This window comes from Streptococcus pseudopneumoniae, from assembly GCF_001072925.1.
In the GTDB taxonomy this organism is placed as follows: domain Bacteria; phylum Bacillota; class Bacilli; order Lactobacillales; family Streptococcaceae; genus Streptococcus; species Streptococcus pseudopneumoniae_Q.
The window spans coordinates 60,532-83,310 of the sequence record NZ_JVHE01000119.1 but is presented as its reverse complement, the minus strand read 5'-3'; the positions used below and the strand labels follow the sequence as shown (position 1 = coordinate 83,310).

At 39.1% G+C, this 22,779-nt stretch carries 23 protein-coding genes and 1 tRNA gene; 7 read left to right on the top strand and 17 right to left on the bottom strand.

The window, feature by feature from the left end; all coding sequences use genetic code 11:
- Positions 1 to 9 precede the first annotated feature (9 nt).
- Entirely contained in the window at positions 10 to 2,196 is a 2,187-nt protein-coding gene (locus ADH81_RS09640; RefSeq protein WP_152904405.1) for a PTS transporter subunit IIBC, read from the bottom strand.
- A gap of 201 nt (positions 2,197 to 2,397) precedes the next feature.
- Here ADH81_RS09640 and ADH81_RS09635 point away from each other — a divergent pair, with 201 nt between their 5' ends.
- The 5 genes from ADH81_RS09635 to ADH81_RS09615 all read left to right on the top strand — a co-directional run bounded on the left by ADH81_RS09635 (position 2,398) and on the right by ADH81_RS09615 (position 7,200).
- Positions 2,398 to 3,345 carry a TIGR01212 family radical SAM protein gene (locus ADH81_RS09635; RefSeq protein WP_049528640.1) on the top strand — a complete coding sequence of 316 codons (948 nt, stop codon included), beginning with the start codon at positions 2,398 to 2,400 and terminating at the stop codon, positions 3,343 to 3,345.
- Positions 3,329 to 3,886, top strand: coding sequence for a tRNA (mnm(5)s(2)U34)-methyltransferase (locus tag ADH81_RS09630; protein ID WP_049528638.1), 558 nt, complete (start codon positions 3,329 to 3,331; stop codon positions 3,884 to 3,886). Before ADH81_RS09635 ends, ADH81_RS09630 begins: the two co-directional genes overlap by 17 nt.
- A complete protein-coding gene (locus ADH81_RS09625) occupies positions 3,879 to 4,133 on the top strand; it encodes a hypothetical protein (RefSeq protein WP_006150587.1) in 255 nt (84 codons plus the stop codon). The genes ADH81_RS09630 and ADH81_RS09625 overlap by 8 nt, the downstream gene beginning before the upstream one ends.
- Before the next feature lie 11 nt (positions 4,134 to 4,144).
- Positions 4,145 to 6,199: a cation:proton antiporter gene (locus ADH81_RS09620; RefSeq protein WP_049528636.1), complete on the top strand. Its 2,055-nt coding sequence runs from the start codon at positions 4,145 to 4,147 to the stop codon at positions 6,197 to 6,199.
- Positions 6,200 to 6,336: 137 nt separating this feature from the next.
- Positions 6,337 to 7,200, top strand: coding sequence for a YihY/virulence factor BrkB family protein (locus tag ADH81_RS09615; protein ID WP_049528634.1), 864 nt, complete (start codon positions 6,337 to 6,339; stop codon positions 7,198 to 7,200).
- Between the two features lie 226 nt (positions 7,201 to 7,426).
- Here the strand turns inward: ADH81_RS09615 and ADH81_RS09610 are convergent, their stop codons facing one another.
- Complete coding sequence (locus ADH81_RS09610; protein WP_049528633.1) at positions 7,427 to 8,368, bottom strand: ATP-grasp domain-containing protein; 942 nt, start codon at positions 8,366 to 8,368, stop codon at positions 7,427 to 7,429.
- Positions 8,369 to 8,382: 14 nt separating this feature from the next.
- Positions 8,383 to 9,633 carry a dicarboxylate/amino acid:cation symporter gene (locus ADH81_RS09605; RefSeq protein WP_049528632.1) on the bottom strand — a complete coding sequence of 417 codons (1,251 nt, stop codon included), beginning with the start codon at positions 9,631 to 9,633 and terminating at the stop codon, positions 8,383 to 8,385.
- Positions 9,634 to 9,884: 251 nt separating this feature from the next.
- On the opposite strand from ADH81_RS09605, the gene ADH81_RS09600 reads away from it, so the two are divergent.
- Both ADH81_RS09600 and ADH81_RS09595 read left to right on the top strand, forming a co-directional pair.
- Positions 9,885 to 10,238, top strand: a complete 354-nt coding sequence (locus ADH81_RS09600; RefSeq protein WP_060955976.1) for a DUF3397 domain-containing protein — start codon at positions 9,885 to 9,887, stop codon at positions 10,236 to 10,238.
- Between the two features lie 110 nt (positions 10,239 to 10,348).
- Positions 10,349 to 12,010 (top strand): N-acetylmuramoyl-L-alanine amidase, encoded by a 1,662-nt coding sequence (locus ADH81_RS09595; protein ID WP_049528630.1) that lies wholly within the window; start codon positions 10,349 to 10,351, stop codon positions 12,008 to 12,010.
- A gap of 46 nt (positions 12,011 to 12,056) precedes the next feature.
- On the opposite strand, the gene ADH81_RS09590 is transcribed toward ADH81_RS09595, so the two are convergent.
- The 14 genes from ADH81_RS09590 to vex3 all read right to left on the bottom strand — a co-directional run bounded on the left by ADH81_RS09590 (position 12,057) and on the right by vex3 (position 22,779).
- Positions 12,057 to 12,362 (bottom strand): hypothetical protein, encoded by a 306-nt coding sequence (locus tag ADH81_RS09590; RefSeq protein WP_049528628.1) that lies wholly within the window; start codon positions 12,360 to 12,362, stop codon positions 12,057 to 12,059.
- 175 nt (positions 12,363 to 12,537) lie between these two features.
- Entirely contained in the window at positions 12,538 to 13,401 is an 864-nt protein-coding gene (locus ADH81_RS09585; RefSeq protein WP_049528626.1) for a DUF6287 domain-containing protein, read from the bottom strand.
- Between the two features lie 76 nt (positions 13,402 to 13,477).
- A tRNA-Thr gene (locus tag ADH81_RS09580) sits at positions 13,478 to 13,550 on the bottom strand.
- Between the two features lie 47 nt (positions 13,551 to 13,597).
- A complete protein-coding gene (locus ADH81_RS09575; protein WP_007554548.1) occupies positions 13,598 to 14,059 on the bottom strand; it encodes a GNAT family N-acetyltransferase in 462 nt (153 codons plus the stop codon).
- Positions 14,060 to 14,096: 37 nt separating this feature from the next.
- A complete protein-coding gene (locus tag ADH81_RS09570; protein ID WP_000760746.1) occupies positions 14,097 to 14,882 on the bottom strand; it encodes an ABC transporter permease in 786 nt (261 codons plus the stop codon).
- A gap of 1 nt (position 14,883) precedes the next feature.
- Positions 14,884 to 15,702 (bottom strand): ABC transporter permease, encoded by an 819-nt coding sequence (locus tag ADH81_RS09565; RefSeq protein ID WP_000240155.1) that lies wholly within the window; start codon positions 15,700 to 15,702, stop codon positions 14,884 to 14,886.
- Position 15,703: 1 nt separating this feature from the next.
- Positions 15,704 to 16,696, bottom strand: a complete 993-nt coding sequence (locus ADH81_RS09560) for an ABC transporter ATP-binding protein (RefSeq protein WP_001240803.1) — start codon at positions 16,694 to 16,696, stop codon at positions 15,704 to 15,706.
- Between the two features lie 218 nt (positions 16,697 to 16,914).
- The gene (locus ADH81_RS09555; protein ID WP_000957736.1) at positions 16,915 to 17,322 is read right to left on the bottom strand and encodes a hypothetical protein; all 408 of its coding nucleotides are present in this window, start codon (positions 17,320 to 17,322) and stop codon (positions 16,915 to 16,917) included.
- Between the two features lie 52 nt (positions 17,323 to 17,374).
- The gene (locus ADH81_RS09550) at positions 17,375 to 17,773 is read right to left on the bottom strand and encodes a hypothetical protein (protein WP_000100681.1); all 399 of its coding nucleotides are present in this window, start codon (positions 17,771 to 17,773) and stop codon (positions 17,375 to 17,377) included.
- 37 nt (positions 17,774 to 17,810) lie between these two features.
- The gene (locus ADH81_RS09545) at positions 17,811 to 18,158 is read right to left on the bottom strand and encodes a hypothetical protein (RefSeq protein ID WP_000575572.1); all 348 of its coding nucleotides are present in this window, start codon (positions 18,156 to 18,158) and stop codon (positions 17,811 to 17,813) included.
- Between the two features lie 168 nt (positions 18,159 to 18,326).
- Entirely contained in the window at positions 18,327 to 19,208 is an 882-nt protein-coding gene (locus tag ADH81_RS09540) for a class II fructose-bisphosphate aldolase (protein WP_049528618.1), read from the bottom strand.
- Positions 19,209 to 19,343: 135 nt separating this feature from the next.
- Positions 19,344 to 20,675 carry a sensor histidine kinase VncS gene (gene vncS, locus ADH81_RS09535; RefSeq protein ID WP_001254600.1) on the bottom strand — a complete coding sequence of 444 codons (1,332 nt, stop codon included), beginning with the start codon at positions 20,673 to 20,675 and terminating at the stop codon, positions 19,344 to 19,346.
- On the bottom strand, positions 20,672 to 21,328 hold the full coding sequence (gene vncR / locus ADH81_RS09530) for a response regulator transcription factor VncR (protein WP_000697930.1): 657 nt from the start codon (positions 21,326 to 21,328) through the stop codon (positions 20,672 to 20,674). Before vncR ends, vncS begins: the two co-directional genes overlap by 4 nt.
- Before the next feature lie 71 nt (positions 21,329 to 21,399).
- Complete coding sequence (vex3, locus tag ADH81_RS09525; RefSeq protein ID WP_000903010.1) at positions 21,400 to 22,779, bottom strand: ABC transporter permease subunit Vex3; 1,380 nt, start codon at positions 22,777 to 22,779, stop codon at positions 21,400 to 21,402.

Here is a 22,779-nt window from a genome sequence, read left to right as displayed (position 1 = left end):
TCCTAAATATTACAATTCTACTTTTGCAACTGCTGTTTTAGCAGCAAGAGAACCTGTTTTTTCTAATTTAACTGATTTGATCGCATCACCATTTGTGAAGACAACTACAGTTGTGGTTTCACGACCAGCTTCACGGATAGCACCCAAGTCAGCTGTGACAAGAAGATCACCAGCTGCAACCTGTTGTCCTTCAGTAACACGAACTGTAAATGGTTTACCTTCAAGACTGACTGTGTCTAAACCAATGTGAACAAGTACTTCAAGGCCTGCTTCAGTCACAAGACCAAGAGCGTGTTTAGTTGGGAAGATGCTTGATACAGTACCTGATACTGGAGATACAATGTTTCCGTTTGATGGTTCCACTGCAAATCCATCACCCATCATTTTTTGTGCGAATACAGGATCCTTAACTTGATCCAATTCAATCACTTGACCGTCAGCAACTGAGTATACTTCTTCAGTAACACCTTTGTATACAACAGCATCTTGTTGAGCTGCTGCCATTTGACTTGGAAGAGTTTCAGGAATCACTTCACCTGAGTCAAGAAGGTCTTGGATATCTGATTTCAAAACGTCAGCTTTAGGTCCGTAGATAGCTTGGACACCTTGTCCTTTCATGACAAGTCCCATAGCTCCTTCAGCTTTCCATTGTTCCTCTGTTCCAACTTTTTCAGCGTCTTTTACAGTAACACGAAGGCGAGTCATACATGCGTCCACATCAACGATGTTAGCACGTCCACCAAGAAGGTTAATGATGTTAACAGCTTGAGAAGCTTCTGCAACTTTTGACTCACCAGAAGCAGCAGATTCTGATGAACCTTCAGCAGTTTCGTAGTTTCCGTTACGTCCTGGAGTAGCATAGTTGAATTTTTGAATCATGAAGTTGGCGATAAAGTACATGATAACTGCAAATAGTGCTGTTACCCAGATAAAGTTAATGATATCCATACCAAGACCAGCATTGATAGCTAGTGGAGTACGAGTCAAGAATTCAATTGAACCGAATGAGTGCACACGAAGGTGAACAATATCAGCCATAGCAAAGGCAGCACCTTGAACAACAGCGTAGACAAGGTAAAGAGGTGTTGCAACGAACATGAACATATATTCAATTGGCTCAGTAACACCTGTCAAGAAAGTTGCAAGAGCTGTCGCAATCATCATACCTTTGTATTGGTGTTTCTTGTCTGCTTCAACATTACGGTAAATAGCAGCAGCCACACCCATCAAAATACCGAATGAACCAATCATTTGTCCAACTTTGAAACGAGCTGGATGAACTGTATCTAGCAATGTTTGGTATTGACTAGCATCAGTACCTTTAAGGTTTACAAGGTCTGTTACCCATGCAAGCCAAAGTGGATCTTGTCCAAATACTTGAGTGCCTTTTGCTGCACCAGTTAAAATATCGTAAGTACCACCAAGAGCTGTATAGTTCATTGGGATAGTCAACATGTGGTGAAGACCAAATGGCAAGAGCAAGCGTTCCAAAGTACCATATAAGAATGGTGCAAGTACTGGTGCTGTTTCTTGTGAATTGGCAATCCAGATACCGAAGTTGTTGATACCTGTCTGAATCAGTGGCCAGAAAGCTGAAAGAAGAATTGCAGCGATTGCTGAGCGAAGAATAACTACAAATGGTACAAAACGTTTCCCGTTAAAGAATGAAAGTGCATCAGGAAGTTTACGGAAGTTGTAGTATTTGTTAAAAGCAGTCGCTCCAACAAAACCTGAGATAATCCCTACAAATACCCCCATGTTAAGCGCTGGTGCCTCAAGTACGCTAATGAAGTAATCAGAAACCTTGATAGATCCACCAAAGATTGTTGAAACCATAGCGTTAGAATCCTTCAACATATCCCCTGATACACCGAAGATTGTACCAGTGATACGGTTAATAAGGATAAATGCAAGACCTGCCGCAAAAGCACCACCAGCACGTTCCTTAGCCCAGCTTCCTCCAATAGCAAGGGCAAACAAAATATGAAGGTTACCGATAACCCCCCAACCAATTTGCTCTAGTACGCCACCAGTAATAACTAGGGGAGCAAGGTTTGGGTCAATCATTGCAAGTGACTTACCGATTGAAATCATCAATCCAGCCGCTGGCATAACAGCGATAACCACCATTAGAGCCTTACCGAATTTCTGCCAAAATTCGAAAGACAAGACATTTTTGAATGTATCTTTCATCATTCAAATCTCCTTTATATTTATTCGGCAAACGTTTTACGAAAACGTTTGCGCTTGTTTATGATTTAATTCTACCACTTTTTATTTTTTTGTAAAGGCTTTTATAAAAAAATTTTGACTTTTTCTTTCGTTTCACTTTCTAGGCACGCTCTCTCTTACTGACCTTTTTTGAGTTTGTAGGGCTTTTCTGATATAATATTAGCTATGAAATCCTATAATACCTTGAATGATTACTATCGAAATTTATTTGGAGAAAAGACTTTTAAAGTCCCTATTGATGCTGGCTTTGATTGCCCCAATCGCGACGGAACTGTAGCACATGGGGGCTGTACTTTTTGCACGGTTTCCGGTTCTGGAGATGCAATCGTTGCTCCTGATGCTCCTATCCGCGAGCAATTCTATAAGGAAATTGACTTCATGCACCGTAAGTGGCCTGAAGTTAAAAAATATTTGGTTTATTTCCAAAATTTTACCAATACACATGAAAAGCTAGAAGTGATTCGCGAACGCTATGAACAAGCTATCAACGAACCTGGGGTTGTCGGCATCAATATCGGAACTCGACCAGATTGCCTTCCTGATGAAACAATTGAATACTTGGCAGAATTATCAGAGCGAATGCATGTTACCGTAGAGTTAGGTTTACAAACTACTTATGAAGAAACTTCAGAATTGATTAACCGCGCCCACTCCTATGAACTCTACGTGGAGACTGTCAAGCGCTTGAGAAAATATCCTAAAATCGAGATTGTTGCCCATTTGATCAATGGTTTGCCAGGTGAAACTCATGAAATGATGGTGGAAAACGTTCGGCGTTGTGTAAGGGACAATGATATCCAAGGAATTAAACTTCACCTACTTCACCTCATGACCAATACTCGGATGCAAAGGGATTATCATGAAGGTCGTTTGCAGCTCATGAGTCAGGATGAATATGTCAAGGTTATCTGTGACCAACTAGAAATTATTCCCAAACATATCGTTATCCATCGGATTACAGGTGATGCGCCTAGGGATATGTTGATTGGTCCTATGTGGAGTCTCAATAAATGGGAAGTTCTAAATAGCATTGAGGCTGAAATGAGACGTCGAGGTAGTGTACAAGGTTGTAAGGCTGTAAAACAGGAGTTTGATAATGAAAAGACCACTTGAAATGGCACATGATTTTCTTGCCCAAGTCATCACCCAAGAGGATATTGTCGTTGATGCGACCATGGGAAATGGCCACGATACCCTTTTTCTAGCTAAGTTAGCTAAACAAGTCTACGCTTTTGATATACAGGAACAAGCTCTAGAAAAGACTAGCCAACGTCTACAAGAAGCTGGTTTGACCAATGCAGAATTAATCCTGCAAGGTCATGAAACTGTGGATCAATTTGTGACAGAAGTCAAGGTGGCCATCTTTAATCTAGGTTATCTTCCTTCAGCTGATAAAAGCATTATTACCCAACCACAAACAACCATTGAATCACTGGATAAGCTTTGCCAAATGCTCATTAAGGGCGGACGTATAGCCATTATGATTTACTACGGGCATGAAGGCGGAGATATAGAGCGAGATGCTGTCTTAGATTTTGTCAGTCAGTTGCCACAACAAGAATACACTGCTACGATCTATCGTACCCTCAACCAAATCAACAATCCACCATTTTTAGTCATGATTGAAAAATTAGAAAGGTATCGCCATGGATAAACAATACCTACGAGATAAAATAGAAGGTCTTCGCCACAAATTTGTCGAATCAACACAACATGAACGGGCAGTTGGTATGTTAGATGAAGCTCATATGAGCAAAAAGATGCTAAAAATCAAGAAAAAAATGATTACACTTGAAATGGAGCGTTGTCAGAAGAAAATCGAGCACAAGGACTGCTCGAAGATTGATCAAAAAATCCAAGAACAAAAGGAACTTTTTGAAGCTTGTCGAAAACAAAAATAAGGAGGTAGAAGATGGATTTACTGTTTTATCTCTTGATATTTTTACTTGTTCTCATTGTTTCTAGTACGACCAATAAACTGCTTCCCTTTTTACCCATGCCCCTGATTCAGATTTTACTGGGCATCGGGATTGGCCTATGCTTGCCTAACAACCAATATCACCTAGACACTGAACTATTTCTAGCTTTAGTGATTGGTCCGCTTCTCTTTCGAGAAGCTCAAGAAGCAGATGTAACCTCTATCTTAAAACACTGGAAAATCGTTCTCTACCTGATTTTCCCTGTTATCTTTGTATCAACATTGAGCATGGGAGGACTTGCCCATGTTCTTTGGGCGAGCTTACCATTAGCTGCCTGCGTAGCCGTAGGGGCTGCACTTGGTCCTACTGACCTGGTTGCCTTTGCTTCCCTTTCTGAACGATTTACCTTTCCAAAACGAATTTCAAATATCTTAAAAGGGGAAGGACTCCTTAATGATGCTTCTGGGCTAATTGCCTTTCGTGTTGCTCTCATCGCATGGACAACAGGGACTTTCTCACTTACCCAAGCTGGTACATCATTAGCAATTTCCATCGTTGGAGGTTTTGCAGTCGGCTTTATAACAGCCTTAATCAATCGTTTCCTCCATACTTTTCTACTCAGTGTTCGAGCTACTGATATAGCCAGTGAACTTCTGTTAGATCTCAGTTTACCACTTTTAACATTCTTCATCGCTGAAGAGATTCACGTTTCTGGAATTATCGCGGTCGTTGTCGCTGGTATTTTAAAAGCTAGTCGTTTTAAAAAGATAAATCTTCTCGAAGCTCAAGTGGATACAGTGACCGAGACCGTTTGGCACACTGTTACCTTTATGCTCAATGGTTCTGTCTTCGTACTGTTAGGAATGGAACTGGAGATGATTGCTGAGCCGATTCTTAAGAGTGCTTTTTATAACAATGTGCTTCTTCTCGTCACAGTCTTTCTTTTAACCTTCCTACTCTTTGCCATCCGCTTTGTGATGATTTACGGCTTTTACGCGTTTCGAATAAAGAAACTTCAAAAAAGTCTCCACAAGTATGTCAAAGATATGCTCCTTCTAACATTTTCTGGAGTTAAGGGAACCGTTTCTATTGCTACTATCCTCTTGATACCGTCTAACTTAGAGCAGGAATATCCGCTCCTTCTCTTCCTCGTAGCTGGTGTAACCCTGGTCAGTTTTCTTACTGGATTATTGGTCTTGCCACATCTTTCTGAAGAGCAAGAGCCATCTAAGGATCATCTCATGCACATCGCAATCCTAAATGATGTTGCCATGGAGTTAGAGAGAGATCTGGACCATACTAAAAACAAGGTTCCCCTCTATGCTGCGATTGATAACTATCATGGACGGATTGAAAATCTCATTCTAAGTCAAGAAAATAAAGAAATCCAAGAAGACTGGGAAGCTCTGAAACTCTTGATTCTCAGTATCGAGAACGATGGTTTGGAACAGGCCTATGAAGAAGGCAAAATCGGTGAAAGAGGTTATCGTGTTTATCAACGGTACTTGAAAAGCATGGAGAAAAATATTAAGCGAAACTTTGCTTCTCGCCTAACCTACTACTTCCTTGTTTCTATACGGATTGTGCGCTTTCTCTTTCATGAGTTGGTCACATTTGGAAAAACCTTTCGTTCTTGGAGAGACAAGGAAAACCAAAGACTTCTTGCCATCGATTATGATCAAATTGCAGAGCTCTATCTAGCCAACACTGAAATCATCATCGAAAGTTTAGAAAACCTCAAAGGGATTTATAAGAGTTCCTTGATTAGTTTTATGCAGGAATCACGTCTCCGTGAAACCAGTCATATTACCAGTGGTGCCTTTGTGGAACGGGTTATCAATCGTATCAAACCCAATAATATCGACGAAATGTTAAGAGGATACTATCTAGAACGTAAGTCCATCTTTGAATACGAGAAACAAAAACTCATTTCAGCCCAGTATGCTAAAAAACTACGACAAAATGTAAACAACCTAGAAACTTATTCCCTAAAAGAATCAGCCAACACATTACCTTATGATATGATGGAATTAGTTCGCAGAAATTAAGATTTATACTCTTCGAAAATCAAATTCAAACCGCGTCAACGTCGCCTTGCCGTACTCAAGTACAGCCTGCGGCTAGTTTCCTAGTTTGCTCTTTGATTTTCATTGAGTATTAGGTTATTATTGTGGAGGATTATGCAATGAAAAAGTTGTGGAAACAACTAACCAATAGGCCTTTATTAAAAGCTTTTTTACACTACTATCATGTTTCAGATATTGAATTAACCAGTGTAGCTGTGGCTTATTATTGGTTGATTTCAATCTTCCCTTTACTTATGATAGCCGTCAATATCTTGCCTTATTTTCAAATTCCAATCTCTGATTTCTTGATCACACTAAAGGAATTTTTACCAGATACGATCTATGATGTAGTAGCAAAGATTGCTCGTGAAGTGCTGACACAACCATCTGCTGGACTCTTGAGTTTTGCGGTAATATCAGCTCTTTGGACCTTTTCAAAATCCATGAATTTCCTCCAAAAATCTTTTAATAAAGCTTATGGAATTGCAAAAAATAGAGGAATTATCTCACACCAACTGATGAGTCTCCTAGTTAGTTTGGGACTTCAAATTCTCTTTGCTCTTGCCTTATTCCTAAGTATGTTTGGTCATATGTTGTTGGATCTGCTAAAAAACTACTGGAAATCCGAGAGTGCTCTGTTTTCTTATCTACAAGATTTTACAGGACCTCTGATTTATGCCTTTCTTTTTGCAATCGTAATCATGCTCTATTATTTCCTTCCAAATGTGAAAGTCGGTCGTATTCGTTATGTCCTTCCTGGAAGTCTGTTCGTACTTCTTACTCTCATATCTCTATTAACGATCTTTTCAGCTTATTTCAATAACTATGTCAACTATCTAGTCGACGTTCGATTTTTCAGTTCCATCATCGTTGTTGTCATGATGTTCTGGTTTATAATCATTGCCAAGATATTGATTATCGGTGCAGTGATCAATGCGAGTGTCCAAAGTCTTAAGGATCCAGACTTTAAAGCAAAGCAATAATTTTTATCGATTAATACTCAATGAAAATCAAAGAGCAAACTAGGAAGCGAGCCGCAGGTTGCTCAAAACACCGTTTTGAGGTTGTGGATAGAACTGACGAAGGCAGCTCAAAATACTATTTTGAGGTTGCAGATGGAAGCTGACGTGGTTTGAAGAGATTTTCGAAGAGTATAAACAAATCAATCCCCCAGTCATTTAATACTGGGGGATTTTTGAATTTCCTACTTTATTGTCCACTCGTTAGGGCTTGCAATTCTGTTTTTAGATAGTGAGCCAAATGTTGGTGAGCAAAAATATTGGCATTTTTTTCTGCGGTAGGATTGTAGTTTGTGTTGGTATTTACATCATAAACATAAATATCACCACTCTCTGACTGAACCCATTCAATAGCAGCAACATCAATCTGAGCATTTTTTAGGAAGTTTTCATAAGCTTCTCTTCGGTCATCTGGTAGAGGTTCTGTAATCTGGAATTTCTCAGATGTTTCTAGTTGTTCTAGTCTCTTGCCAATTTGACAACCATCTGCTGGGCACAGTTGGAAACCATCTGAAGAATCAATTGAAACAGTATAAAGGAACTTCTGGCTGATAAACTCTGAACGACGAATACGGCCATCACTTGGTTTGATGTAGGCTTGTAACAAGGTAATCCCGTCCACTGATGGTTCAAAGAGAGGACTATTGACATAAGCTTCCAATTCTTCTTCATTTTGGAAGAGTTGAACGCCTAATCCCTTACCTGCTCGATTGTGCTTAGTAATCAAAGGATAGATGTTCAATTTTCTTGCTGCTTCAATAATATTTTCTTGCCCCAAAACTGCAACTGTCGCAGGAGTCTCAATACCAGACTCGTTTAATTTCAAATATTGTTTGACTTTACTAATTTCAAGGTTGATAGCACCAGTACCATTCACAACCTTGCGTCCGTGAGCTTCTAACCATGTAATCACCTGCTCTGTAAATTCGGGTGCATAGCGATGCCCTCTGGTGTGAGAAGACGCAGACATGCGATTGTAAAAGATACCTTGTGGTGGTGGACTTTGAAGATCCAATATACCACTAGATAAATCCCACAGTTCATAAGGGACTTCTAGTTCTTCCAACCATTTGACCAAATGCTGAGTCCATTCAAGATTCTCATGAATCACATAAACTTTTGCTTCACTCATTACTTATCATCTCCTTAAGAAAAGCTGACTGATAATTGGCTTTCCTTTTCTTCTTCTAAAATATATCCTTCTGTTTTTTCGATAACGCTAACTGTTAAGATTTGACCCAAAACATTGATCATAGTACGGCCAGCATTGACAAAGAAATCAACTGCAAAGATCAAGGCTACTCCTTCAACTGGCAAGCCCAACTGAGGTGCTGCAGCAAGTAGAACCACGATAGCCCCTGATGGCACAGTTGCTGCAGTTTTTCCAATCAAAGTCAAAAGCAAAACAGTAAACAAGAGACTTGATAAAGAAAATTGAATGCCGTAGGCATGCGCGATAAAAATCGTAGCTACAGAGAAATAAACTACTGCTCCCTCTAAGTTAAAAGTATATCCTAAAGGAACAACTAAATCAATCGTGTGCTCGTCATGCCCCTGTTTTTTCAAATCTTTAAGAAGTGAAGGCAAGACAACACTAGAACTACCAGTAACAAAGGCCAGTGTCAAGAGGCTCCAATTTTCACGAAAGGCTGACAAATACGGTACTTTAAAGAAGACAGCAATCAAAGGGAAAATAAGGAGAACCAAAACAGCATAAGCCAAATAAGTTCCGATTACAAATTGACCAAGCCCAATCAACTTGTCAACACCAGTCGTTGCAACATCTTTGGCGATAAATCCAAAAATCCCAATCGGTGATAGTTTAACAATCACTGCAACAATCTTATAAATAGCTTCAATCCAGATTTGGAAACCTTCGATGATTTTCTGAGATTTATCAGACTTAAGGTTACCAATTCCGTAACCAAGAAAGATAGCAAAAACGATAATCGGCAATAGGGCGCCGTCTGAAAGAGATTTGACAATATTTGATGGAATAAAACCAAGGAGAAATTCGCTAAATTTTACATTGTTGGCGATACCATCAAGGTTCCCACCAGTTTGACCAATATTCACACCTTGTCCAAATCCTAAATAGTAACTAGCAAATACAAACAAGAGCGTAATAGCAGTTGTCACGGCAAAAAAGTAAACCAAGCTCTTGGTCAAGATTTTCCCGAAAGATTTTTTCCCGATAACGCTGGCTACTGCAACAACGATAGTCGGGAAGATTAGTGGAATGATAACCATATTGATCAATTTAATAAAGGCTTGACCTAAAAATTGATAAAAGCCTGCAAATTGTGGCCAGATAAGGGCAGCGATAACACCAAAGACCAAAGCCACCAATAATTGAATGCCTAGTGAGAGTTTTGACCATAAAGTAACTAATTTCATAAGAAACTCCTTTGTTTTATTTGCTACTCATTCTACTACTATTCTTCACTTCTGACTAATATATATTTTCTATAGTGAACATAAAAAAGATTTATATTGAGGACTCAAACTATCATTGTATCGAACACATGATTTATTCTGATCAAGCAGAAATTATAAAATCTGTTTCTTATCAATGATTTTTTGCTAAAACAGTGATAAATCAAGGAATTTACTTTTCTATTCTCTAAATTTTATGATACAATAATGGTATGATTTTAATGAAACTTGCTTCCATCTTGCTTTTGGTACTAACCTTAGCTCTGGCGATTATTTTAAGCAGACTCTTTAAGTTAAAAAAAAGGGGCATCAATGCTGCTGATTTAGCTTTTCCTTTTCTAATTTTTGAATACTATTTGATTACGGCTAAGATGTTCACACACAATCAACTTCCAGTATTGGGAACGGCCTTATCAATACTAGCAATTGTGTTAGTCTTTTTCTTCTTAAATAAAAAACGTAGTTTTTATTATCCAAAATTTATTAAATTCTTTTGGCGAGCTGGATTTTTACTAACACTGCTCATCTATATCATCATGATTGTTCAAATTTTCGTGATGAAATAGTCAACTATTACAATATAGCCCACCAACACCTCGATCTTGGTCACTAAATGTTCCATATGCGGCACTTTTCTGATAAAATTATAAAAAAATAAAAATAGGAGATTAATCAAGTGAAAAAAACGCTCTTGGCAAGCGCCATTACGCTTTCAGTATTTGGTCTAACAACCAACCTTAGCTATGCTGAGGAGAACAAAGTACAGTCAACCCCAGTAGAAACAACACACAGTGAAACCTCTACTGACAAAGTGGAGAAAAACAGTCTCCCAGCTAAGGAAGCTGAACCTTCAACTGAAGCAAATGCCAATCAAACGACAAATCCAACTAAGAAAGAAGAAGACAAGGCACCAGAAGTTCAAAAAGAAGGTTGGGTATTAGAGGAAAATATCTGGCGCTTCTATGAAAATAATGCCCCTGTTCTTAACTGGAAAAAAATCCACGGAAAATGGTACTACTTCAACAAAGATGGCATCATGTTGAGCGATACTATTTTTGACGGATATATCCTTACTAGTAGCGGGGCCATGATCGATTCCGGTTGGAGTAAACTCCAAGAAAAATGGTATTACGCTAACGCTTATGGAAAAATTTCTCAACAAAAATGGGAAAAGATCGGTGGTGTCTGGTACTATTTTGATCAAGACGGTGTCATGCTCAGCAACACGATTTTTGACGACTATCTGTTTACTAATAGTGGTGCCATGGCTGAGAGTTCTTGGGTAAAACAAGATGGACAATGGTACTATGCCCCTGCTTCTGGTAAATTAATCAAAAATAAGTGGGACAAAATTAGTGGTACCTGGTACTATTTTAACAAAGACGCCACTATGGCAAACAACCAATGGCAAGGTAGCTACTACCTAAAAGGTAGCGGTGCTATGGCTGAAAAAGAATGGATTTTCGATAAAAACTATGATAGTTGGTTCTACTTGAAATCTGGTGGAACCTATGCAGAGCGTCAATGGATCGGATCCTACTACCTCAAGGCAGGTGGCTACATGGCTAAGAGCGAATGGATTGACGATGGTTACTATAAAGCTCGCTACTATGTAGATGAAAATGGAGTCTATGTTACAGGTACCTATAAAATTAATGGGAAAGACCAGCAATTTCAAAGTGATGGAAAATGGCTTGGAGAAGCTTCTACAAGCCACGGGTTTGAAAAGGGGAAATATAACAATATCATCTTCCTAGATCCAGGCCATGGTGGTAAAGATCCTGGAGCATCTTATTATAACATCACCGAAAAAGAACTGAACATGCAAGTTTACCAAAAGCTACGCAAGGAGCTTGAAGGACTCGGCTATACTGTTCTTTCTTCAAGAGACAGTGATGTCTTTGTAGACTTTGTCACCGAACGTTCAAGAATGGTTAATAAGACTGACTCAGATATCTTTATTAGTATTCACTTCAATGCTAGTGGTAATCCAGCTTCAAACAGAGCTGGAATCCAGACTTATTCTTATGAAGAAGCTGCTGGTTATCCTTCTAAGATCAATCCTTACTGGCATAACCACCCTGACAGAATCAGTGAAAGCAATCGCCTCGCGGCAGATATCCACTCTTCACTATTAGCTGAAACTGGTGCTAAGGATGCAGGTCGTCTACGAAGTAGTTTTGCTGTCCTTCGAGAAACTAATAAACCAGCCGTTCTATTGGAATTGGGATATATTGACAATTTCAATGAGAATCAACAAGTCCGCAGTGATGCCTACCAAAACAGATTGGTTGCAGGTATTGTAAAAGGGATTCAAAAATATTACGCAGGTCAATAAAGAAAAAATCTCGAGAAAATCTCGAGATTTTTTTGTATTATTTTTCTTACTTGTTGGCTTCAGGAAAAAGAAATCCAATTCCAACGCAAGCCAAGACTCCAGCACCGATAACCAAACCGCTTGAAAGTGGCAAGATATCAAGAATGGCATTGGCGATGATAAAGGCAATAATCAAGCTCATGAGACTGGCCTTGTAATCTTTTTTCACCAAATTCTCAAGAGTAAAAAATAGGAATAAACCTACTGGAAAGAGGGCCCAGATATTAACATCCAAACTTGGCCATCCAACTAAACCAAAATACAAGACTGCTGCTGCAACGACTAAAAATCCGATACCTACTACTTTTTTCATGATACGACCTCATTTTCTATTTTGTTAGGAAGTTTTATCTCCCTTTAACAATTACAACTATAACAGAAATAAAAATCGCAAACAATAGCTTTTGTCTATGTGGCAGATATGATAGACTATGTGGTCAGAATTTTTCTAAAAAAGAAGCCATTGCTGGCTTCTTTTCATTCATTTTTCATTTTTCTTTAGACTCTAAAGCTGATTTGATGGCATCACGATCAGCTTTCAATTTCGCTAAATTCTTCTCTTCTGATTCTAATTGGCTCGTATCTGGTTTAACGCGATAGTAAACATTTTCTGGATGCATCAACATTCCTTCATATTGTTGTCCTGCAAAGAGTCTATCCACAGTGTGATTGGAATTGTCTGTTATTTTACCATCACCACCAGGTTCCATGACAACACCACTTGGTACAACGACTACCACAAACCCTCCCGCAAGAGAGCCTTGCGTCCAGGCACTAAGGGACACTGTTTCTGGATTTTTACTATTTTGACTTTTTGGTCCCTTCAATTCGACAATAGACTCATGCTTTTGATCATTGACTATCCAAGAAGATTGGACTTCCCCTGAATCGTTAATGATATATTCATTACCAGACTGTGTCCGCCAAGTACCCTCTAAACTTGATAAATCATTACTTCTGAGGGCTTCAACATCTAATTTTGGAACAGAAGCTTCTTTTTTTAATTGATTAACGAGCTGCTCTGATTCTGAGATCTTGGTATCCAAATCAGCCAATTGCTCCTTTAGCTTTTGAATTTCCTCTTCCTTTACCTTATCTTTATCGTCCTTTTTCCCCTGACTTCTTGTCGTCTCTTCAGTCTTAGATGAGGAAGAAGTTTGATTTGCTTCTTGCTTAAGATTAGGTGAATTTAAAAAGATACTAGCAACAATGATTATAACTAGAGCTGTTAAGGCAAGACCGATATACATTTTTATATTATTAATTGTAGAAAGGGTTTCTGCCAATCTAGATGAAGTTCCTTTTCGACCATTGGTCTTCTCAACATGTTTCATCCGTTCTTTCTTGTTCATGATACTCCTCCTCATTTTGATGAGTATTGATGATTCTAATAAACTAATATAATATTTATTTTATTGCTCTTTCTTATGCCGATTGCAGGAATCGAACCTGTGACCTTCGCGTTACGAATGCGGTGCTCTACCAACTGAGCTAAATCGGCGAATCCACTTATAGTATAGCACTATAAGGAAGGATGTCAAGGGATTCTTAATCTATCTTTTTAATTAAAATCTGACAAGGATTTTGGGGTCCCCATAGTTGCGGAAAAATCTCTAATTTTTTAAAACCAAGACTGCGATAAAAGACATTTGTTCGGTCATAATCTTTATTAGAGCCTTCTGCTACTGTTTTCACTTGTAAATAATCAACGTTTTTACGTGCTTCACTTTCTAAAGTAGCAAGTAACTGACTACCAATTCCTCTACCTTGATAAGCTTTTTTTACTCCGAGACAGTCAATCTCTGCACAATCTTCACTAGAATATGATAAGCTTACAAATCCAGCCAAATCACTCTCCTGATAGGCAGCCCACACTTGCAAGTCCTTGGCTCCTTCGATATAGGCTTGCGTACTTTCTGGTATTCCAAACCATTCTGGCAAATTCTTTAAAACTTCAGCGACAACTGCCATTTTTTGATTGGCATCTTTCACTTCTTCAATTACAAACATCATAAAATCCTTTCATGATTTGGTCCAATTTTTGCTATTAAGAACCTGCACTTTCGTAAGCGTCTAATCCCCTATCCCAGAGTTTCAGAGAGATGCAAAAGAAGATGAGAGAAATCAGAATCAAACCACCAATATTAAAGAGTCCATCCTTGCCCTGCAAGAAATAGCTGGCAGGATAGTAGGCCGTAAAGGCAAAAGGCACAATAAAGCTAATTAACCAACGAAGGAGCGAATTGTAAATGGAAATCGGGTACTTGGCAAAATCATTAAACATATAGAAAATGTAAATCATGGCACCTGACTGCTTGGTCCAAAAAGCGATGCTGGCTGTTGCAATTTTCAAGGAAGTATAAATCAAGGTCGCAAAAGGAATACAAACTAGAAAAATCAGGAATTTGGGAAGAGTCCAAGCAATGCTAGTCGCCGTTGTCGCTAGTAAAATTCCACCGACCAAAAGTTCACCCAAGGCATCAATCTGAAAGGTCTCAACGAGGATGTGAAAGAGAGGATTGATAGGACGAGTCAGATACTTGTCAAACTCCCCTTTTCGAACTAGTCGTTGACCTAAAGCCCAGAGATTGTCAAAAAAGAGATGATCTAATCCCTTTGGAATTGAGGAAAATCCATAGATAAAGGCAATCTCTTGAAAGGTCCAACCTTCTAGCGAGGGGATGTGTTGAAAGATGACATTGAGAAACAAGAGGTTCAGGCCTTGAGTCAGAAAGACTCCCAACACACCAACCACAAAATCTACCTTGTATTCCATGATTTGCTTGATGTACTGTCTGATAAAAATCAGATGCATGCGTTGATATTTTTTCATACTAACCTCCCTGAATGGTGATAAATGACTGGACTCGCTTCCAAATCAACTGAGACAAGCCCACCATCACTATAAGCCAGAAAAGCTGAAGCAAAAGTGCCTGAAGAATCTGACTGGTATCGTATTTCCCAAGAATGATCATGACCGGAGTGTAAATCAAGGATGAGAAAGGTAAGAAGGAGAGAATATCTGAAACCACCTTTGGAAAAAAAGCCAAAGGAATCAAACTTCCTGACATAAAGGATACTAGTGAAGCCTTAAATACTTGAGAACCCCATAAATTTTTAAACACAAATGCTGAAAAACCAAAACAGATATTAAAGAAAAAGTTAATCAGATAAGCCAGCGTTAAGCTAAAGAGATAAAGAATGGTTAATCCCAGCACTTCCATAACCCCTTGCCCAGATAAAATTTTCATCAAGACAATAACACTTAAAAACGGCAGGCCAACAGAGATGAAAATCAACCACTTTGACCCAAGCTCAGTGAAAAGATAAGAGGCCGCAAAATGGACTGGTCTTAATAAGCGCATGATAATAGAGCCATCTTTTACCTCATCACCGATCATAAAGGAGCTATCTGACTCAGTTAATAAATTAGTCACAAAACTCATGATGATATAGAGGGTGATATCCGCCATACTGAAGCCCTGAATCAAAGGCTCTTGCGAGGAATCAAAGACAGCCTTCCAGAGATAAAATTCCACAAAAGCCCCCATGACATCGCCAATCCGATAAAGAAGAAAGTTTACTCGATAGGTAATCAACTCCTGAATCCCCGCATTGATAAAGGGTTTATAACGTCTCCACAATTTGACCATCTTAGAGCTCCTTTCGATAGAAGCGACGGATAATATCTTCAATATCCGTATCTACCATCTTCAAATCACGGACTTCAAAATCAGATAAGGTTTGCTTGATAATATCAGCTGATTGGTAGCGGGAACTATCAAATTCAATAGTCAGGTTATTTCCTTGTCTATCAATGGATATATCAGGTAAGCCTTCATAATGAGAGACGAGATGACTTTGACCTGGCGTCAGATCGAAGGAGAGAGTCTTCATCTTGCCAAATGTCTCCTTGAGCTGGCTCACCGTCCCATCAAAAATCTCCTGCCCCTTGTCAATCATAAAAATCCGATCACAGAGTTGCTCAATATCGCTCAAGTCGTGAGTGGTCAAGAGAATAGTTGTCTCTTCCTCCTGATTAATCTGGGTGATAGCACGTCGAATGTTATCCTTGACCGACACATCCAAACCAATAGTCGGCTCATCTAAAAAGAGAACTTTGGGATTGTGAAGCAAGGAAGCCGCAATGTCCGCCCGCATCCGTTGACCCAATGAAAGAGTCCGCACAGGATCCTTGATAAATTCCTTCAAATCCAAAACTTCATTCAAAAAGTCCATACGCTTATGGAAAAGCGAGTCTGGCACATCGTAAATCTCCTTCAAAACCGTGTAGGTCTCTTGCAGTGCCAAATCCCACCATAGCTGGGTACGTTGTCCGAAAACGACTCCAATATCCTTGACATAATCTTGGCGATTATCCTGGGGAATCTTGCCGTTAATCCGACAAAAACCAGATGTCGGTTTCAAAATCCCTGTTAGCATTTTGATGGTTGTCGACTTCCCAGCACCATTAGCTCCGATAAAGCCTAGAATCTGCCCTTTTGGAACTTCAAAGGTTAAATCCTTGACCGCTTCAAAGGTCTGCTTTTCAGGATGAATAAAGGAGCGCAAGGCTCCCTTCAAGCCCGGTTCCTTAACAGTCTTCACAAAATTTTTCTGAAGATGTTCCACTTCTATCATTGCCATATCTATCTCCCTTTAGTAAGAAATCGTTAAATCAAGCTCCTGAACATTCAAACACGACTTCTTATCTCCAAAAATCTGCCTTCTTTTTCAACATAAGGAAAGAAAGCCCTAATAACACCCTATTATAGTGCAAATGTCTAAGGAAAACAAGTGTTAATTCATATCGAAAATTTTTATCCCTAAGAAAAGATAAAAAGGTGATGCTACATCACCTCCCTCTACCAAGTTAAGTCTTCAATCATGCTTCTTACTTGTGAATCAAGAGTCTTATCCTTCTTAAGTTCTCCAACCAAAGCCTGAATCTGCCAGACTAGATTTGGATCATTGTCATTACAACATCGATGAAGCATCCAAATATTATGCAAGGTTGGCTTTTTACCAACTACTTCCATCAATAAATCCTCATAGCCTTGATGATAAAATCTCTCCACAAAGTGAACCAAGTAACCTGGAGAACCAAAATCTACTTCTGGATGCTCGGAAATAAATTCTAAAATGGGGGCAACCAAATCAAAGGGTTGATCATAAAGCTCCATAACATCCATAATCTCATCTGCCAACTCAAATTCTTGGTATTCAGTAATTGCATCTTGCAAAGCAACTAAAATCTCATCTCTAGTAAGCATCTGATTCTCCTTTTTCACTTTTCCATATCATATTTGTCTTTGAACTTTTTCTTCACTCATCAAACCTTGTTCGTAAGTAGTTTTCCAACTCTTTTTGGGATAAAACACTAGGAAGCTCCAACACATACTCATATCCTTCATCACAAAAGAAAACCTTCTCTTCAGCTGGAAACCATTTCCGAAGCCAGATGATGTAGGAGGCATAATCTTGTAATCTGTTCGTTGAATCAAAGTAATCAATCACAAAAACATTTTTATTGCTACTCAGTGAACTTTCCAAGGTAAGCTGAGGACTTTGATAATCCCAAGAAAGCGAGTAAGCTTTTTCGGGATTAGTTCTTTCTCTAACCATAATACCTGGGAATCTTTCTCTCAAAGCACGACAAAAGGCTTGTAAATCAAGGAATACGGGTTCTTTAGTCTCTACAAAGACAAAATCAGCAGTACTCATCAGTCTCTCCCCTTCTTTTTAAAACTGAAAACAGACCTTAACCATCAATGGCAAAATTCTTTAGAATTTCAAAGTCTTGCCCCTGATAATCAAAAGAAAAGATATGAATATCATCAAAAGTTTGATCACAGAAAGTAACGGTTTGTCTTTCTGGCTCGATGATGGGTTTACCCAATTTTTCAGTAGCTTCTTCATCTGTGAAATGACCATAAAATTCTTGTAAATGAGGCAGTATAAATGCAAGAATACGGGAAAGATTTTTATGGTAATTGGCTGCAAGCAACTGAGCTTCCATCTCAAAATTTCCACTTGGTTTTTCTTCCCAAGCTACAAGAACATCATCTACTTCATGTATGTAAGCTTGCAAGGACTGATCGAATATCATGGCTATTTTTCCTTTCAAAGGTTGATTTAAAAACTAGTTTTACCAAAAAATCCACTAAATGATTCGTTCCATCTTCATTATATCACTTTTTAAATAAGATTGAGAAGAGTTGGAAAATGAAAAACCCACCCTTACGGGCAGGTTTCTGTTATGTTTTGTTCAGCTAGATTAAGCTTTACCTTCTGAACCGAATACGTCGATACGTTCTTCAACTGATGCTTGGATAGCTTTTACACCGTCAGCCAAGAATTTACGTGGGTCGAAGAGTTTTTTCTTGTCGTATTCTGCTTCGTTTGCTTCGTAGTCACGAGCAAATTTACGAGTTGCGTTAGCGAATGCGATTTGGCATTCAGTGTTAACGTTAACTTTAGCAACACCAAGTTTGATAGCTGCTTGGATTTGGTCATCAGGAATACCTGAACCACCGTGCAATACGATTGGGAATCCTGGTACAGCTTCAGTCAATTTTTGCAAGTGGTCAAGGTGAAGACCTTTCCAGTTTGCTGGGTAAGGACCGTGGATGTTACCGATACCAGCTGCCAAGAAGTCAATACCAGTTGCAACCATTGCTTTAGCGTCTTCAATTGGAGCCAATTCACCGTCACCGATGATTCCGTCTTCTTCACCACCGATAGTTCCAACTTCAGCTTCTACTGATACACCATTTGCGTGAGCAAATTCTACAACTTTACGAGCTTTTTCAAGGTTTTCTTCAACTGGAAGGTGTGAACCGTCAAACATTACTGAAGTATAACCAACTTGAATACACTCAAGTGCATCTTCGTAGTGACCGTGGTCAAGGTGGATAGCTACTGGTACAGTGATACCCATTGATTCAACAAGGTTAGCGATCAAGTTGCGAGCAACTTTGTAACCACCCATGTATTTAGCAGCACCCATTGAAGTTTGGATCAAAACTGGAGCTTGTTTAGCTTCTGCTGCGCGCAAGATTGCTTGAGTCCACTCAAGGTTGTTTGTGTTAAATCCACCAACTGCATAACCGTTGTCACGAGCTGCTTGGACAAATTTTTCTGCTGAAACGATTGCCATTTTATCAGGCCTCCTGTATATTTTTATGGGACATCCCATTTACATTGTTCATTTTATCACTTTTTAGCAAAAAAAGCTAGTTTTTCCCATACTTTAGATTGAATTTCTTCCAATTAGATAGATGTAAACCCTTTCTTAATCACTTTCCAACTCGGTCTGAGGTAGCTTCATGAAAAATACTAGGTGATCTTCAGCTCTTTCAAAATGATAGTTAATTTCTTCATTTTCTAATAAACTTTTGACCACGAAAAGTCCCAAGCCAGCTCCCTTACTTTGTCGACTAGAAGCCGTAAAGGATTGTTCAAACTTATCTTGCTCCTCAGGTGTACAGGCGTTCTCAATGAAAACCCAACCATCTTTTGCTCCAATTTTTAGATAGCCTCCTTGAACAGAGTGTTTCACAGCATTACTGATAAGATTGGAAAGAATAAGCTTGAGTACAGAAGGATTTAGATAAGTTTGTTGGTTAGTCAGTTGATTGTCTACAGTGATTTCTCTCTCTTTGGCTAATAAGTCATAGTCCTTCAATAGAAGATTGGTCATATCCAAAAGATTGATTTCTTCCTTCTTATCTCGCAATTCCTGTACCGAAGAAAGGGATAGAATTTGCTGGACATGGTGACTTAAATCATCCACAATTCCTAGAGAAACTCCAAGGTAATGGTCTCTATCTTTATAACGTCCGATATTGGCTTGCATATTTTCCAGAAGAATCTTCAGACTAGCAAGAGGTGTCTTGAGCTCATGGGAAGCACCTCTCAAAAACTCTACCTTCATTTTTTCTAGTTGGAGGATTGCCTCATTTTTCTCATGCAAGTCTGCAATAACGGTCAAGAGATGCTGATAGAGACTATTAATCTGGTCTTTGAGATCACCAATCTCATCCTTGGAATCCACGCGCAAGCGTACTTGAGCATCCAAGTCCATCATCCGTCGAGTCACTCGTTTGATTTCCAAAATCGGAGCTACAATGGTTTTCGCATAGATAAAGGCGATGAGGAGCGAAATGATGAAAGACGCTAATAAAGTATAAGGCAGAAATTGAAGACTGATGTCTTCTGCTTCTTTCTGCAAATCCATAGAGGCTAAAAACTGCAAGGTCATAGTCTGACCATCCTTGGTTTGAACTTCTCTTTCCTCAATGACCAAGGAGGCTGTTTGTCGTTCTTTATCAATGGGAAGATTGTCCTTGACCTCCAACTTATCTTGGGTCATCTCTCCCTTGATAGATCCCTTAATATCACTACTTTGAGAATAGAGTTCAAGGACTTCCTGGATAGTTTGACTGTCCTTTCCTTGGAGGGATTGTGCAATTTCGGTAGCCTTGAGGCCTATGCTCTCCTGACGGTGACTGAGATAGGTCGATGGAAAGAGGAAATAGATGGCCAAATGCAAACAAATGACCAAGGTAGAAAATACCGAGAAGGTATAGATAAAAATTTTTTTAAATAAACCTGAACGTCTCATTTTCTCTCCAATTTATAACCAACGTTGCGCACGGTAAGAATACAGTCTAAATCCAATTTTTTCCGTAGTTCCTTGATATAGACATCGATCACTCTGTCAAAAGGGATCTCATCTGTCATCTTCCATACAGCATCGATAATCTGCGACCGTGTTAAGGCTCGACCTTCATTTTTAACCAGATAGTCTAAAATTTCCAGTTCTTTTGCATTCACTGCAACCTCTTGGCCAGCCACTTTGGCGCTATAACTGTCAAAGTCTACCTCGGTGTCTCTATAGGTAAAAATACGACCAGTATCATAATAACGTTTAAAGATGGCATCCACTCGTACTTTTAACAAAGATAGAGAAAAAGGCTTTTCCAAATAACCATCTGCTAATGCAGCAAAGGCACTCATCTTATACTCCTCGTCTTGAAAAGCTGTCAACATCAAAACAGGAACTTGACTGGTCTTGCGGATTTCTGATAAGACCTCTAAACCATTGAGTTTAGGCATTTGAATATCTAGGAGAACCAAGGCAACCTGATGATGAGAAAATTGTTCTAAGGCCTCAAGGCCATCTGCTGCCTGAAGGGTTTCATAGCCACAATCCGCCAAGTAATCACTAATTCCCTCACGGATCATGTCTTCATCTTCTACAATTAGAATTTTCATATAAATCCTTTTCTAACAAAAATGCTACCTATATTATATCTCATTTGAGTGAGAATAGGTAGCAGGTTTTTTTATTCACTATCCAACAAGAGTTCTTTTGGTTGTTTAAAGAGGAGATTGCTGGAAGCAAGTGCCATAACTAGTACTACTAGAACCAAGCCAAGTACAAAGATGATGGCAAAGTCTGAAGGTTGAATAGAAATATCCAAACTTGAAAGAGTCTTGCTAAAGCCGTCAACTTCTGCACCACCACCGAGATTAGAGGCTTGGGCTGCCTTACTTGCCTGCTTAGCCACATCTGATGTGACATTGGCTAGTACTGTATTTCCAATAGCACGAGCTGTATAATTAGCTAGGAAGTAGGCTGAAATGAGAGCTGGAATAGCAATCATAACTGCTTCTGTGATAAATTGACCTAGAATACTTGCTTGTTTAAGACCAATTGAAAGGAGAATTCCAACCTCTTTACGACGGGCGTTAATCCAAAGTGTGAGTAAGAGAGCAAGTAGTAGAACAGAAAAGCTCAAGCTACCCCAGAAAAGCAGATTAGCCATCTTGTACATGCCGGAGATGGATTGTTCAAGGGCAGGATAGTTAGATGAACTCTTAATCAAGCTATACATTTTCCAGTTGATGCCGTTTATTGACCCTAGTTCTTGCATGACACTATCTAGGTTCTTATCTCCAGCTACAAAGAAGGTAGCATCGCCATAGATAGCTGTATCTTCAGTATAACCATAGAGCTGGGCAGCTGTGTGAATATCTGTGATAGCTGTATTCTCATAAAGTTCTTGTGAGTAGGTCACAGCAGATTTGTTATGTCCATCAAAGAGTCCTTTGATCGTTACTTCTACTGTTTCCTTGGCTCCTTTTTCATTATCGGCATCGTAAATATTGGAGTTCAGTTTGACCTTATCTCCTACCTTCCAGCCATGTTTAGCAGCCAAGTCTTTGTGCATGAGAATCTGGTATTTGTCATCGTTTGTTAAATGCTCACCTTCAACTAGTTTGTAAGAGCCTGATACAAACTTGTCTTCTTTAGAAGAGTCATTAACACCTGTTATCATCAAACTACTTCCAAAACGTTGAGCTCGATCTGGCGTTAGATTTTTCTTGGTTTCAGGTGTCTCAATCAATTCGTAGCCTGTTAAATCACCGATAGCATTGATACGTTTGATGTAAGATTCGATGGCCTTATTTTCAGTAATTTTTTTAATATCTTCACCCTTGATATTCCCTGCACCACGTGGAGTTCCTTGGTTAACTCTACGATTGATTTGCATAGAAAAACTATTGGTGATATTCTTAAAGGTTTCTTGAGAAGCCTTGGCTGTCGCACCCTTGATAGACAAGCCGATCAAACTCAAACTAGCCATCAAGAGAATGATGAGAAAGATCACAAGCGACTTAAAAAATTTTCTTGTGACATAGGCAAATGCGTTGTGTAACAT